This window comes from Streptomyces sp. NBC_01478 (assembly GCF_036227225.1).
GTDB lineage: Bacteria > Actinomycetota > Actinomycetes > Streptomycetales > Streptomycetaceae > Streptomyces.
In genome coordinates, this window is record NZ_CP109444.1 from 3,542,106 (window position 1) to 3,556,726 (window position 14,621).

The 14,621-nt window shown below is 68.5% G+C and carries 9 protein-coding genes; 2 read left to right on the forward strand and 7 right to left on the reverse strand.

All coding sequences use genetic code 11. The features are described 5' to 3' along the window. Window positions 1-30: 30 nt before the first annotated feature. On the forward strand, window positions 31-720 hold the full coding sequence (locus tag OG223_RS15980; RefSeq protein ID WP_329248292.1) for a TetR/AcrR family transcriptional regulator: 690 nt from the start codon (window positions 31-33) through the stop codon (window positions 718-720). A 39-nt stretch (window positions 721-759) separates the two neighbouring features. Here the strand turns inward: OG223_RS15980 and OG223_RS15985 are convergent, their stop codons facing one another. The 4 genes from OG223_RS15985 to OG223_RS16000 all read right to left on the reverse strand — a co-directional run bounded on the left by OG223_RS15985 (window position 760) and on the right by OG223_RS16000 (window position 9,439). Beyond that, window positions 760-1,116, reverse strand: coding sequence for a 5-carboxymethyl-2-hydroxymuconate Delta-isomerase (locus OG223_RS15985; RefSeq protein WP_329248295.1), 357 nt, complete (start codon window positions 1,114-1,116; stop codon window positions 760-762). 15 nt (window positions 1,117-1,131) lie between these two features. Continuing rightward, a complete protein-coding gene (locus OG223_RS15990) occupies window positions 1,132-2,778 on the reverse strand; it encodes a fused response regulator/phosphatase (protein WP_329248298.1) in 1,647 nt (548 codons plus the stop codon). 76 nt (window positions 2,779-2,854) lie between these two features. Continuing rightward, a complete protein-coding gene (gene pulA / locus OG223_RS15995) occupies window positions 2,855-8,260 on the reverse strand; it encodes a pullulanase-type alpha-1,6-glucosidase (protein WP_329248301.1) in 5,406 nt (1,801 codons plus the stop codon). A 342-nt stretch (window positions 8,261-8,602) separates the two neighbouring features. Beyond that, the gene (locus OG223_RS16000; RefSeq protein WP_329248304.1) at window positions 8,603-9,439 is read right to left on the reverse strand and encodes an NAD(P)H-binding protein; all 837 of its coding nucleotides are present in this window, start codon (window positions 9,437-9,439) and stop codon (window positions 8,603-8,605) included. 238 nt (window positions 9,440-9,677) lie between these two features. Between OG223_RS16000 and OG223_RS16005 the strand changes: the two genes are divergently transcribed. Next, window positions 9,678-10,304, forward strand: a complete 627-nt coding sequence (locus tag OG223_RS16005; protein ID WP_329248307.1) for a DUF4232 domain-containing protein — start codon at window positions 9,678-9,680, stop codon at window positions 10,302-10,304. Window positions 10,305-10,366: 62 nt separating this feature from the next. On the opposite strand, the gene OG223_RS16010 is transcribed toward OG223_RS16005, so the two are convergent. The 3 genes from OG223_RS16010 to OG223_RS16020 all read right to left on the reverse strand — a co-directional run bounded on the left by OG223_RS16010 (window position 10,367) and on the right by OG223_RS16020 (window position 14,617). Next, window positions 10,367-11,743 (reverse strand): alpha-amylase, encoded by a 1,377-nt coding sequence (locus tag OG223_RS16010; RefSeq protein ID WP_329248310.1) that lies wholly within the window; start codon window positions 11,741-11,743, stop codon window positions 10,367-10,369. Window positions 11,744-11,863: 120 nt separating this feature from the next. After that, window positions 11,864-13,543 (reverse strand): glycoside hydrolase family 13 protein, encoded by a 1,680-nt coding sequence (locus OG223_RS16015; RefSeq protein WP_329248312.1) that lies wholly within the window; start codon window positions 13,541-13,543, stop codon window positions 11,864-11,866. A gap of 201 nt (window positions 13,544-13,744) precedes the next feature. After that, entirely contained in the window at window positions 13,745-14,617 is an 873-nt protein-coding gene (locus OG223_RS16020) for a sugar ABC transporter permease (RefSeq protein ID WP_329248315.1), read from the reverse strand. Window positions 14,618-14,621 lie beyond the last annotated feature (4 nt).

Consider the following 14,621-nt stretch of genomic DNA (forward strand, 5'->3'; position numbering starts at 1 on the left):
GGGGCCCGAACAGATCGGTAAGGTGTTCGCATGAGTACCGGGGTTCGCCGCAGGATGGGAGTCGAGGAACGGCGACAGCAGTTGATCGGCGTCGCTCTCGACCTGTTCAGCCATCGCTCGCCCGACGAGGTCTCCATCGACGAGATAGCCGCGGCCGCAGGCATTTCCCGGCCGCTGGTCTACCACTACTTTCCCGGCAAACTCAGCCTGTACGAGGCCGCGTTGCAGCGCGCCTCGGACGATCTCGCCGGGCGGTTCGTGGTCGCCGAGGAGGGCTCGCTGGGTGGCCGGCTGCTGCGCGTGATGGGCCGGTTCTTCGACTTCGTGGACGACCACGGACCCGGTTTCGCGGCTCTGATGCGCGGCGGTCCGGCGGTCGGCTCGTCCACCACCAACGCGCTCGTCGACGGGGTGCGGCATGCCGCGTACCTTCAGATCCTCTCCCACATGAAGGTCGAACAGCCGCCCGCCCGGCTGGAGTTGATGATCCGGTCCTGGATCTCGCTGGTCGAGTCGACGGCCCTGATCTGGCTGGACGGCCGGCGCATCCCGCGCGCCGAACTGGAACGCCAACTCGTCCACGACTTCGGGGCGTTGGCGGCGGTGAGCGCGGCGTACGACGAGGAACTGGCCACGCTGCTGCGCGAGTCACTCCGGAACGAGCCGGGCGACGGGCCGTTCACCGACCTCGTCGTCCGACTCGTCGCACTGGCGTCGTAGCCTCCCGGAGAAGACCTACCGCAAGACCTACCGCAGGACCTACCGCTCGAACTTCCGGTAGGACGCGTCGAGTTCGCGCACCTCGGCGGAGGCGTGCAGCACGGAACCGTCCTCGTCGATGTACTCGCGGAGGAGGTCCAGCACCCGCTCGGTCAGCTTGGCCTTGGTCTCCTCGGTGCGCCCGGCGAGCAGCCCGAGGGTGACATGGACGACGGTGTGGCCCAGCTCGTCGAGACCCTCGTACCCGAAGGCCGTGTACTCGCTCGGGCGGAACTGGGTCTTGCACGCCTCCGGCTTCGCCGCGGCGATCGAGACGACCGCCTCGTGCAGCGCACGGGCGAAGCCGTCCTGGTCGAAGGAGATCGTGTGGGAGTGGTCGACGGTGATCTGCGGCATGGGAAGACTCCTGTTCTAAGCCAACAACTCGCTGCTCACCCTAGGACCTATCCGCAACGCCAGCATCGCGATGTCGTCGTCCCGGTCGACGCCGAAGCAGTCGAGGAGGGTGTCGCAGAGGGCGTCCAGGCCTGGCAGTGCACCGGAGGAGGCCGCGCGGAGTTGTTCCATGGACACCGAGATGTCCGTACCGCGGGTCTCGATGAGGCCGTCGGTGATCATGAGGAGCCGGTCGGTGGGTTCGAGGAACAGCTCGGTGGGCGGCGGATGGGACAGGCCCACGCCGAGCAGCGGGCCGGCCGCCTTGGCGTAGTCCGCGCTGCCGTTGTCCCGGACGATCAGCGGCGGGATGTGCCCCGAGTTGGAGATGAGGGTGCGCCCGGTGTCCGGGTCGACCAGGGCCAGACAGACGGTGGCCGTGGTCTCCGGGTGGTAATGCTGGAGCATCCGGTCCAGCCGCTCGGCGAGGACGCTGGGGTCGCTCTCGTCGACGCAGTAGGCGCGCAGCGCGTGCCGTATCTCCACCATGACGGTGGCCGCCTCCAGCGAGTGCCCGACCACGTCGCCGACGGCGAACAGCACTCCCTTGGCGGTCTTCAGGACGGCGTAGAAGTCGCCGCCGATCTCGGTGTCCTGGGACGCGGGCACGTACCGCACCACGACGTCGACGCCCGGGAGGTCGGGCAGCTTGTCCGGCTTGGGCAGGAAGCTGCGCTGGAGGGTGAGGGCGACATGCCGCTCGACCTGGTACATGAGGAGGGGCTCGGCGGCGAGCGCGGTCGCCTGGGCGAGTTGCGCGAGCAGCGCCCCGGCCTCGGGACCCACCCGGCGCAGTCCGCGCGTGGGGGCGGCGAGGCAGACCGGGGCCCGGCCCTCCTGGGTGAGGACCAGCGCGAGGCGGGCATCGTGTTCCACGCCGGGCCGGAAGTAGCCGGTGGGCCACAGCGGCGTGGGCACCGTGGTGATCTGCACCCCGGACTGCCCCAGGGAGAGCCGCCGCAGCAGCCGGGACACGGCCCGGTCGGCGCCCGGGTCCGGCAGCGCGACCGAGGTGCGCTCCCGGGGCAGGCCGCGGTAGAGCTGGTCGTCCCGGTCGAGGACGAACACGGCGGCGGGGGTGTTGGTGAGCCGTGCGGTGCCGTCGGCGGCGACCTCGACGAGTTCCTGGAGGGAGCGTGCGGCCTGGATGGTGACGATCATCTCGGACAGCAGGGTCAGCCGCCGTACCAGCGCCCGGTCGTCGGCCCGCAGCCGGGCCGCGCGGACCGCGGCCCGGACCGCCGCCTCGATCTCCTCGGGCTCCGCGGGCACGGTCAGATAGGCCTCGTCGCCCGCGTCGAGCGCCGGGCAGCGGTCGCTCGGGGGGACGGCGAGCGCCGAGACGTGCACGACGGGCAGGCCCGCCATGCGCGGCCGCTCCTTGAGCATCCGGCACAGTTCGAACCCGCTCATGTCCGGCAGGTTCACGTCGATCAGGGCCACGTCGGGCAGGTTCCCCTTGCGCAGCCGCACGTCGAGTTCGGTGAGCGCCTCTTCGCCGCTGCCGACCGCGAGGACCCGATGGCCGGCGCGGCTCAGCACAGTCTCGAACGCGAACCGGCTCGCGGGCTCGTCGTCCACGACCAGCACGGTCGCATGCGTCAGTTTGCCGTTGGCGTCCATTTGTCAGACCTGGCCCTTTGACACACCGGTGGGGCAGGCCGGTGTCCGCAGCCTGCCCCCCTACGGTAATGCGCTTTCAGGGTGTCCGGGTGAATACCGCGACAGTACGTGCGGGAACGGCGAAGGTACCCGTCCCCTTCGCGTACGAGGCCGCCTTGACGGTGGCGTCGGCGCCCGCCGCCTGCACCGGGTGCAGCCGGTAACCAGTACCGGCCAGCGAGCCCACCCGCTGCTCCTGCGTGCTCGGCGTCGCGTTGAACACGACCACGAGATCACCGAGCTCCATGGTGATCACCCCGGGCGTCTCGTCCGCCCCGGACAGCGGGAACGACAGCTTCGCCTGCACCTGCCCGGCCGTGCCGAGCGAGAAGACGGGTTCCGTCGTACGGATCCTCAGCAGATCCTGATACGCGGCCGAGGTGCCCTCGATCTGCCCGCAGCCGACCTCGACCGACGTCAACAGGCCCTTCGCGTACGGCCACTTGGACGCGTTGTCAGCCGCCATCGGCAGCCCCTGCCCGAAGCCGTTGCCGTCCGCGCAGTTCCAGTGGATCGCGTTGAACCAGTCGCCGCTGTCGAAGGAGTTGCGGTCCAGGGACTTGGAGCGCAGCAGGTCGGTACCGGCCTGCGAGAGGGACGGACCCTGCGAGAGAGTCGCCGTGGCCATCGCGAGGACCTGCATCCGCGCCCGGTCGGCGGCGCTCGTCCCGGCGGGCAACTTGTACGTCAGCGCGTCGAACAGCGACTCGTTGTCGTGCGCGTCGACGTAGGCGAGGGCGTCGCCGGGCGTGTCCGCGTATCCGGCGGGCGCGCCGTTGTAGTCGATCTCGGCGCCGGTGACGTCCTTCCCGTCGGTGTCGGTGAAGCGGTAGGCGGCGAGGTTGCCGCTCAGGCCGACCTTGATGAGGTCCTGGTAGTGCAGGAGGCGGGCCTTCTGCTCGGCCGAAGTGCCGTTCGCCGTAGAGGAGTTGGGGTCGGTGTACAGGCCGGACGCGAAGCCCTGGACACCGGGGTCCGCGTCGAAGGGGCTGCCGCCGCGTACGGCGTCACGGGCCCGGTCGGAGAAGGTGGCGATGCCCGTGCCGGCCATGTTCTGCTGCGTGGCCTGCACGAAACGGGCGTCGTCGGCGACCTCGCCGAAGTTCCAGCCCTCGCCGTACATGATGATCTTCTTGCCGTCGGCCCCGTCCTTCGCGAGGGTCAGCGCGTCCAACGCCTTGCGTACGGCGAGGATGTTGGCCTTCGGCTGGTGCCCCATGAGGTCGAAGCGGAAGCCGTCGACCTTGTACTCCTTGGCCCAGGTGACCACCGAGTCGACGACGAGTTTGCCCATCATGGCGTTCTCGGTGGCCGTGTTGGCGCAGCAGGTGGAGGTGGCCACGCTGCCGTCGGCCAGCAGCCGCTGGTAGTAGCCGGGCACGATCTTGTCGAGGACCGAGTAGTCCGCCTGTCCGCTGGCCGCCGTGTGGTTGTAGACCACGTCCATGACGACCCGAAGCCCGTCCTCGTTCAGCGACTTGACCATCTTGCGGAACTCGACGGTACGGCCGGTGCCGTCCGGATCGGTCGCGTACGAACCCTCGGGAACCGTGAAGTGGTAAGGGTCGTAACCCCAGTTGTAGGCGTCCTTCGCGGCGACGGCCGCCACGCACTCCTGCTGCTTCTCCGAGTCGGCGGCGTAGGAGGCGAGGTCGCAGTCGGTGGTGGACTGCTCGGTCTTCTTCTCGGGGATGGTGGCGATGTCGAAGGCGGGCAGCAGATGCACGTACGACGTCCCCGACTTCGCCAACTCCCGCAGATGCCGGGAGCCGTCGCTGTTCTTGTCCGTGAAGGCGAGGTAGGTCCCCTGGTCCTTCGCGGGGACCGTCTTGTCGGCGACGGAGAAGTCCCGGATGTGCAGCTCCTGGATCTCGGCGTCCTTCAGCGGCACCGCCTTGGGCTTCTTGAGGCTCGACCAGCCGCTCGGGGCAAGGGACTTGGCGTCGAGGTCGACGACCAGGCTCTGCTTCGAGTCGGTGGTGAGAGCGACCGAGTAGGGGTCGGTGACCTCGTTGGTGACGAGCTTCTGGACGGTCGGCGCCCACACCTTCACGACGTACCGGTAGGGCTTGTCCGTCCAGGAGGCCGGACCGGTGACGGACCAGACGCCGGTGGTGGCGTCACGGCTCATCTTCTTGAGCGAGCCGTCCAGGTCGAGGGACACGTTCTGCGCGGTCGGGGCCCAAACGGCCAGCGTGGGGCGGCCGTTGTGGAAGGTCGGACCCAGGTCGGCCTTGGTCGCGGCGCCGTACACATCGTCGAGCACGCCGGCGATCTGCACGCCGGTCGCGGCCAACACGGCGCCGTTGACGGCCCGTTGGGAGGCGACGAGCTGACCGGTCAGGGCCTCCTTGACGCGGGCGCGGTCACGCGGATCGACGGACCAGGCCGTGTAGTCCTTCAGGTAGGGGAACTTGGCCTTCTGCGCGTCGGTGAGCGTGGTCCTCGACAGTCGCAGCCAGCGCTCGTCGTCGCTCGTCAGCGTGCCGTCCTTCACGGCGATCGAACCGTCGTGGGAGTACAGGAGTTGGGTGGAGGCGGCGGCGTCGGAGCCGTTCCAGGCGACCGTGTTCCGGTCGATCCAGACCGCCTTGGAGGTGCTCAGGTCGAGCGCCGCCGCACTCCCCGCGGGCTGTGGCAGGAGGTACTTCTCCTGGCCGTTCAGCAGCCACACCTCGTAGCCGTTGGACTTGAGGTCGAGCGACTGGTCGGCGGAGAGGTCCTTCTCGTCTCCCTTGTGGAGGATGTAACTGAGGCTGGTGGCACCGGAGTCGAGCGGCACCTCGAAGACGGCGCCGTAGGCGTCGGTCTTCACCGGCTGGAGCGGGCTCGACCAGTCCGTGGGGCTCGCGGCACCCGTCCAGACGTGCAGCCCCCAGCCGGTGTAGTCGCCGTCGGCACGGTGGTAGTGGACGACGGCCTTGGTGGTGTCCTGCGCCGGGTAGGACGGGCGTTCCGTCTGTACGGCCTCCTTGCCCTGCTCGATCCACACCTCACCGGTCTTGGTGACATCGATCGAACGGTCGGCGGCGACATCCTTGTTGCCGTCCTTGTCGATCACCAGGAAGCTGACGTTCGAGGCGCCCGGCTTCAACTTGACGTAGGCGAAGGCCCCGTAGGCATCCCGCCCGATGAACGGGTGACTGGCCGGCCAGGTCGTGGCCTCGCCGTCGGCGAGGTCGCCCCAGGCGTACAGGCCCCAGTTGTCGTAGTCGCCGTCGGTGCGCTTGTAGTGGACGATCGCGTAGTCGCGGGAGGAGGCTGTGGGGATCTCCTCGGCCGGCGGGGTGCCGGAGGCGGAGGCGGCTGTCGCGCTCGCCGTGCGCCCGCCGGAATCGACCACAACTGCCTTGTACCGCAGGGCGGTTCCGGGCGCCACATCCTTGCCGATGGTCTGCGTGACCTTGTACGGGGCGTGGTCGGCGGAACCCAGCGTCCGCCACGTGCCGTTGCCGGTCTGGGCGGCGAAGACGACCCGGTTGAGCTGGCCGCCGGTGACGTCGGCGCTCAGTTCGACGGTGCCGGTGGCTCCCGCGTCCGGGGCCTTGAGGGTGATGGTGGGCTTGGTGACGGGCTTGGCAAGGGTGCCGTTCGCCTTGAGGACGATGGCGGAACCGGCCGGGACGGTGACGGTGACCTTGTTGTCGGCGCCGCTCGTCGCGGTGACCGAAGTCCCGTAGATCCCCCGGTACTTCATGTCCGGCGAACCGGTCGCGAAGGTCACGGTCTTGGCGGTGTCGGCGTTGTTGAGGGCGACGACGTACTCGGCGGCGCCACTGGTCCGCGTGAAGGCGTAGACACCGGCGCCGTCGGCCGCGTAGCGCTCGGTCTGCACTCCGTCGGTCAGTGCCGGGTTGTCCTCGCGCAGCTTGGAGAGGGCGGCAATCTCCTTGTACAGCGGGGCAGTTGGGTCGTAGGCGTCACTGGCCGCCGTGCGATCGGTGCCGATCTCGTCGTCGTCGAGATAGTCGGCGACCTTCGAGGCGAACATCGTCTGGCGGGCGTCCTTGTCGCCGCCGGAGCCGGTGAAGCCCTGTTCGTCGCCGTAGTAGACGACGGGGTTGCCGCGGCTGAGGAACATCAGCTCGTTGGCGAGCCTGTCCTTGGCGAGGAGTTGGGCGTCGGTGGCCTTCGGGTTGTCCTGGTCGAGGAAGTAGCCGATGCGGCCCATGTCGTGGTTGCCGAGGAAGGTGACCTGCTCGTACGCGTTCGCCTTGTCGGTCGTGTACTTGTAGTCGTCGCCGAAGACACTCGCCAACTTCTGCGCGCTGCCGCCCTGGGAGGCGTAGGAGCGGGCCGCGTCCTGGAAGGGGAAGTCGAGCGTGGCGTCCAGCCGGCCCTGGGTGACGTACGGCGAAGTGACGGACGTGTCGGCGGAGTAGACCTCACCGAACATGAAGAAGTTCCTACGGCCGTGCGCGGCGGCGTACTTGTCGAGGGCTGTCGCCCACTGGGTCCAGAAGTCCATGTCGACGTGCTTGACGGTGTCGATGCGGAAGCCGTCGACGTCGAAGTCGCGCACCCACTTCTCGTAGATCTTCTCCATGCCGCTGACGACCTCGGGGCGTTCGGTCCACAGGTCGTCGAGACCGGAGAAGTCGCCGTAGGTGGCGTTCTCGCCGACGTAGGTCGACTTGCCCCGATTGTGGTACATCGTTGGGTCGTTGAGCCAGGACGGGACCTTGGCGTCCGTCTTGTCGGCGGGGACGGTCGGGGTCTTCGGGAAGGAGGAGGTGGAGACGGAGGGGAAGGCGTGGGAGCCGTCCGCGTAGTCGGCGTCGTCGAAGGGCCGGCCGTCCTTGGTGAGGTAGGGGAAGGCGCCCTTGGAGAGGTAGTCGTAGGACTTGCCCTCGTAGTCGACGACGTCGGCGGTGTGGTTGGTGATGACGTCGAAAAAGACCTTCATGCCCTTGGCGTGGGCCTTGGAGATGAGGGTCGCGAGATCCTTGTTGGTGCCGAAGTGCGGGTCGACCTGGGTGAAGTCCGTTATCCAGTAACCGTGGTAGCCGGCGGAGGCGTCGCTCCCCGTCCCCTGCACGGGCTGGTTCTTGAAGATCGGGGCCATCCAGATGGCGGTGGTGCCAAGGCCCTTGATGTAGTCGAGCTTCTTTGCCAGGCCCTTGAGGTCGCCACCCTGATAGAAGCCCTTGTCGGTGGGGTCGTAGCCGGTGCTGAGGCGTGAACCGGTCAGCCCGCCCTGGTCGTTGGCGGTGTCGCCGTTGGCGAACCGGTCCGGCATCACGAAGTAGAACTGCTCGCGGGTGTCGTCGTGCCGCGCGGGCGTGGCGGCCAGTCGCGCGTCGGACGGGGGTGCGGGCGGGATCGCGGCGTGGGCGGCGAGGGGTTGGACGAACGCCGCGAGGAGTGCGGCGACGAGGACGCCCGTGGCCCTTCTCCGTCGCTCGGTGCGGCGCGTGCGGGGCGCCGGCCATCTCGGTATCACAGGCGTGAACTCCTTGCGATTACGGCTCAGTTCGGGTCCGACCCCGGCGAGACCGTATCGCCGACGCAAGGGTTGCAGCAAGAGTCCTGAAAGGGGGAGAAAGAACTTTCATCGGCACTCTTGGCGGTCGCCCCGCGGAAAGGGTGCAGCACCCTTGGCTGTTCCCTACCGGAACGGTCTGGAACCGATCACTCCGAGAGCCCTCCTACAGCCGTACCTGTTGCACATCGCGGAACACGGACCCGGGCCATCCACCCTTGCCGACGAGTAGCCGGCTGTGCGGGAGGGTCTGCGCACCCGGGCCGAGGCAAAAGCCACCCAGTTGACGTAGATACGGATGCCTCAGCGAAAGAGGCCGACGTTCTCCGCAACCCACTCCTCAAACGACCTGGCCGGGGACCCCGTGACCCGTGGAACCGTGTCACGTACCGCCAGCAGTTCCTCATTGACGTCTCCGCCCGTGACATCGAGCACCGCGTCCGCGGCCTCGGCGCCGAAGACCGCGGCCATCTGGGCGTGAGCCTGCTGGCGGCTGATCTCCGCGAAGGGCACCTCCCGCCCGAGTGCTGTCGCGATGGCCTCGACCTGCTGCCGGGGAGTCACCGGTCGCGGACCGGTCAGGGCGTACGTCCGACCCTGGTGCCCTGGCTCGGTCAGTGCCGCTCGTGCCACCGATGCGATGTCCGCGGGGTGGATCGTGGGCAGACCGGTGTCCGCGTACGGCGCGCGGACCGGCTGGCCGGCGCGGATCGGTGCCGCCCACATCGTGGCGTTCGAGGCGAACTGGGTCGGCCGCAGGATCGTCCAGGCCATGCCGCTGTCCTTGAGGAGCCGTTCGACCGCCAGGTTCTCGGCGGCGGCGCCCAGGTGCGGGTGGGTCTGTGCCGTGATGGACGACACCAGCACCACGTGCTCCACACCCGCCAGTCGGGCGGCCGTGAGGATGTCGGCATCCGGGCCGAGACGCGAGACGAGGAACAGCGAACTCGCCCCGTCCAGAGCGGACTTCAGCGACTCCGGCTCCTCGAAGTCGCCCTCGACGGCCTCTACTCCTTCGGGAAACTCGGCCGCCCGTGCCGCATCGCGGGTGAAGCCTCGCAGCGGCCCCGCACCGCATCCGTGCAACTCCCTCAGCAGGGCGCTTCCTATGTTTCCGGTGGCGCCTGTCACGAGGATCATGAGCGCGTTCTCCTGCCGTCGGTGATCAACTCGACGACACGCTAGAAGCTCAATCGCGCTTCAGGTCAAGGCGAGTCCGGGCCCTCGCCGCACGCCCTGCGAACTCCCGCGAACTCCCGCCGGCTTCCGCGAACAAAACCGCCGTACCGCGCATCGGACCTTGTGTACGGCACCAGAGAACGGCGCGGGGCGCACGCAGCGGCCCGCACCGCGGAGCAGGAGTGGGAGCACCAACACCGTGAACGAAGACCTGAACACCACCGGTCGGAACGGCACCCCCGACCAGCCCGGCAACGCCAGGCCCCGGCACCGCGCCGACCGACGCTTCGGGCGTACGGTGGTCGGTCTGGCCGCCGTCGCCGGGCTGGGCCTCGCGGCCTGGGCGAGCACCGCCAACGCCGCGACCTCCACCACCACGAGCACCGCGAAGGCCACGCCGACCTGCTCCGCCGCCGCACTCAAGGCCACGTTCGGCCGCCAGCTCGCGGGCGGAATGAACCACCAGGGCGTCGTCGTCACCCTGCGCAACCTCAGCGGCAAGACCTGCGCGCTGCGCGGCTACCCGGGCCTGGGGCTGGAGAACTCCGCCCACAAGAAGCTCACGACCCACACCACCTGGGGCAACACCTGGTACGCGCACAACCCCGGCAAGAAGACCCTCACCCTCAAGGACGGCCAGAGCGCCGAGGCCGTCATCGCCTGGACCCACGCCAACACCGGTACATCGGGCGCGGTCCACGCCTCTTTCCTGGAGATCACCCCGCCCGGCTCCACCCAGCACAAGACGCTGGCCTTCCCCCAGTGGGTCGACCACGGCGACCTCTCCGTGACCGCGCTGGCAAGGCACATCACCGTCACCTCCTGATCCCCCACGGGCCGGACGGCGGCGGCGTGCCCCCTCGCGCCGCCGCCGTCCAACACCGTGGATCAGCAGGACGTCTTGCCCGCGTAGATCGCCAGTGCCGTGTTGGAGCCCAGGGTGGCCGTGAACTGCCCGCTGGAGTTCACCGTCACCGTCGTGTTGTTCTGGACGTTGCAGTACGTGCCCGCGGCCAGCGACGTCTGGTACGTCTGGGTCAGCGAGTACGACTCGTGATTGATCGCCACGTAGCCCTTGCTGCCGCGGCCGAAGGCGATCGCGTCGTTGCCGTCGTCCCACCAGTTGGTGAGGGACTGGCCGCTCGTGGTGTTGCGGAAGGCGACCATGGCCTTGATCTCCGGCCAGGCGTGCTGGCACTTCCAGCCGTCCTGCCAACAGGCCGTCACCGAGCCGCCGTTGGGCGGGCCGGCGTCCGTGTCGGACCATTCGTAGCCGGAGTTGATGTCGGGGGCGCCGTAGGGATAGGCGAGCATGAAGACGTTGGCCAGGGTGTAGTTGGCGCCGTCCTTGTAGTTCAACGTCGAGCCGTTGCGCTCGGTGTCGTGGTTGTCGACGAAGACTCCCGCCACCGAGCTGCTCATGTAGCCCCAGCCCTCGCCGTAGTTCTTCAGGTAGGCGAGGTTCTCGTTGTTGAAGACCCGCTTGAGGTCGTAGGCGTAGCGGAACTCCTGGACGTCGCCGTTGCCGGTGTACTCGGTGGGCTGGACGGCCTCGCCGGAGCCGTAGATGACCTCCTGCTTCCAGTACACGGAGGGGTTGCTCAGGCGGGACTTGATGTTCGCGAGGTCGGTCGCCGGTATGTGCTTGGCCGCGTCGATGCGGAAGCCGTCGGCGCCGTAGCCGAGGAGGGTGTTCATGTAGCCGGCGATGGTGGACCTGACGTACTCCTCGCCCGTGTCCAGGTCGGCCAGGCCGACCAGTTCGCAGTTCTGGACGTTGGCGCGGTTCGTGTAGTCGCTGATCGTGGACGTGCAGTCGTCCATGTCGTACGAGGAGTACAGGCCGGGGTAGTTGTACTTCGTGTACGACGAACCACCCGTGCCGGTGCCGCTGCCCGCCGACATGTGGTTGACGACCGTGTCGACGACGACCTTCACGCCCGCCGCGTGGCAGGTGCTGATCATGTTCTGGAAGGCCGTCGCGTCGCCGAGCCGGCCCGCGATCTTGTAACTCACCGGCTGGTACGACGTCCACCACTGCGAGCCCTGTATGTGCTCGGCGGGCGGGGAGACCTGGACGTAGCCGTAACCGGCCGGGCCGAGGGTGTTGGTGCACTCCTTGGCGACCGAGGCGAAGTTCCACTCGAAGAGGACGGCGGTGACGTCCTTGGTGCCGGGTGGGGAGGCATGTGCGGTGCCGGGCACCAGGAGGGCCGTCGCGGCGGCGAGGGCGAAGGCTCCTGCAAGCGATCTGCTGTTGGCCATGTGAAGTTCCTTCTCCGTTGAAGGTTCTTGCTGAAACTCTCTGGAAATCTTGCGGTCGCCCAGATGTTAAAGGCCCGCCGCCCAAAAGGGCAGCGGGCCGTGTGAAGTTGATGAAAGAACTTACGGGGTGGTGGTCCACCACACCGTCGTGTCGGCGGGCAGCTTCGCCTCGCCGGCCGTCTCGGTCACCTCACCGCTGGCGAGCAGGAGACGACCGTACGCCTTCGTCGTCACGGACTCCCCGCTCGTGTTGGCCACGCACACGAACTCCCCACGCCGGAAGGCGAGTACGCCCTCGGGCGCCCGCAGCCACTCCACCGAGTCGCCCGCGCCGAGGTCGACTTGGGCGCGGCGGGCGGCGAGCGCGGCCCGGTACAGCTCCAGCGTGGAGCCGGCCGCCCCGGTCTGCGCCTCGATGCTCAACTCGCCCCAGCCGTCCGGCTGCGGCAGCCAACTGCCCCCGCTTCCGAAGCCGTACGACGATCCCTCGCGCGTCCACGGGATCGGCACCCGGCACCCGTCGCGGAAGCCGTCCTGGCCCGCGCCCCGGAAGTAGGCGGGGTCCTGGCGGACTTCGTCCGGGAGGTCGACGACGTCGGGCAGGCCGAGTTCCTCGCCCTGGTAGATGTACGCCGAGCCGGGCAGCGCCAGCATCAGCAGCGAGGCGGCGCGGGCCCGGCGCAGGCCCAGCTCCCGGTCGCCCGCCGTGCGGATCTGGGTGCCGAGGCCGGGCGGGTTGGCGAAGCGGGTGGCGTGCCGGGTGACGTCGTGGTTGGAGAGGACCCAGGTGGCGGGGGCGCCGACCGGGCGCATGGCCTCCAGGGTGCGGTCGATGACCGTACGGAGTTCCGCCGCGTCCCAATCCGTCGACAGGTACTGGAAGTTGAAGGCCTGGTGGAGTTCGTCCGGGCGGACGTAGTTCGCGGTGCGCTCGACGGTCGGCGTCCACGCCTCGGCGACGAAGATGCGCTCGCCCGCGTACTCGTCGAGGACCGTGCGCCACTGGCGGTACACGTCGTGCACGCCGTCCTGGTCGAAGAACGGCATGACATCGTTGCCCAGCAGCTTGAGTTGGTCGTGCGAGCCGAGGTCGGGCAGGCCCTCCGCCTTCACCAGGCCGTGGGCCACGTCGATGCGGAAACCGTCGACCCCGATGTCCAGCCAGAAGCGCAGGATCGAGCGGAACTCGTCGCCGACCGCGGGGTGTTCCCAGTTGAAGTCGGGCTGCTCCGGCGCGAAGAGGTGCAGGTACCACTCCCCGAGCGAGCCGTCCGGTTCGGTGACCCGTGTCCAGGCCGGGCCGCCGAAGATGGACTCCCAGTCGTTGGGCGGGAGTTCGCCGTGCTCGCCCTTGCCGGGGCGGAAGTGGTAGCGCTCCCGCAGCGGTGAGCCGGGGCCTTCCCGCAACGCCCTCTTGAACCACTCGTGTTGGTCCGAGGAGTGGTTGGGGACCAGGTCGACGATGATGCGCAGACCGAGTCCGTGGGCGTCGCGGATCAGCGCGTCGGCGTCGAGCAGGTTCCCGAACATCGGGTCCACGGCACGGTAGTCGGCGACGTCGTAGCCGGCGTCCGCCTGCGGGGAGGCGTAGAACGGGCTGAGCCAGACGGCGTCGATACCGAGGTCGCGCAGGTACGGGAGTCGGGCGCGGACGCCCTCCAGGTCGCCCATGCCGTCGCCGTTGCTGTCGGCGAAACTGCGGGGGTAGACCTGGTAGATCACCGCGTCTCTCCACCAGTCGCCGCGCTTGGCTTTGGCGGGGTTCGGTGCCGGGGCGATGGCCGAGTGCTGCTGGGTCATGGCGTCCTTGGTACGTAACGGGGTTCTGGTCATGGGGAGTTGGTGACGAGGCGGCCGTGAAGTCAGCGGGGTCGGATGGACGTCACGGCCGCCTCGAGTTTTGGGTGCGGCTGAGTGGGGGCTGGGCGTGCCCACGCGGCGGAGCCGCACATCGACACAGCCCCGCGCCCCTTTACAGGGGCGCTGTTCGAACCGGCGTTTTTAGCCCTTGGTTCCGCCTGCCGTCAGGCCGGTCACCAAGTTCTTCTGCACGAGATAGAAGAACGCGGCCACCGGTATCGCGATCAACACAGCCGTCGCGGCCATCAGGTTGCGTTGCGCGTCGTGCTCGCTCACGAACGTCTGGAGTCCGACCGCGAACGTGTACTTCGTGTCGGACAGCATGAACGTGGAGGCGAACGCGACCTCGCCGAAAGCCGTGAGGAAGCTGTAGAACGCGGCGACCGCCAGGCCCGGCTTGGCGAGCGGCAGGATCAGTCGCAGGAACGTGCCGAAGGGGTTCAGCCCGTCGACGCGTCCGGCCTCGTCGATCTCGAACGGGATGGTGTCGAAGTAACCCTTGAGCAGCCAGGCGCAGTAGGGCACCGCAGTGGAGCAGTAGACGAGGATGAGACCAAGGTAGCTGTCGATGAGCTGCAGGTCCGCCAGAATCTGGTACATCGGCACGATGAGTACCGCTATCGGGAACATCTGGGTGACCAGCAGCACCCACATGAACTTCCGGTAGCCGGGGAAGCGCATCCGCGAGACGGCGTAGCCGGTGCTGGCGGCGATCGTCACGCCGATGACCGTGGTGCCGAGCGAGACGATCAGCGAACTCTTCAACCAGTCGAAGAACCCGGTGTGCTGGAGCACGAACGAGTAGTTGTCGAACGTCATCTTCTTCCAGATGCCGGCCGGGTGGAGATAGCCGTCCGAGTCCGGGCCCAGCGAGAGGAAGACCAGCCAGGCGATCGGGAAGAGGGCGATCAGGCTCGCGACGATCAGGAAGCCGTGCGAGGCGAGGGCGCCGGAGCGGCTCAACTCGCCCCGGCGGCGCGTCCGTTGGGGCGGGGTGTCGGTCGTGCTGCTCATGGGG

Coding starts and splice junctions, on each gene's coding strand:
- OG223_RS16010 (WP_329248310.1), bottom strand. CDS start 11,743: ATGGCCAACAGCAGATCGCTTGCAGGAGCCTTCGCCCTCGCCGCCGCG.
- OG223_RS15985 (WP_329248295.1), bottom strand. CDS start 1,116: ATGCCGCAGATCACCGTCGACCACTCCCACACGATCTCCTTCGACCAG.
- OG223_RS16015 (WP_329248312.1), bottom strand. CDS start 13,543: ATGACCCAGCAGCACTCGGCCATCGCCCCGGCACCGAACCCCGCCAAA.
- OG223_RS15980 (WP_329248292.1), top strand. CDS start 31: ATGAGTACCGGGGTTCGCCGCAGGATGGGAGTCGAGGAACGGCGACAG.
- OG223_RS16020 (WP_329248315.1), bottom strand. CDS start 14,617: ATGAGCAGCACGACCGACACCCCGCCCCAACGGACGCGCCGCCGGGGC.
- OG223_RS15990 (WP_329248298.1), bottom strand. CDS start 2,778: ATGGACGCCAACGGCAAACTGACGCATGCGACCGTGCTGGTCGTGGAC.
- OG223_RS16000 (WP_329248304.1), bottom strand. CDS start 9,439: ATGATCCTCGTGACAGGCGCCACCGGAAACATAGGAAGCGCCCTGCTG.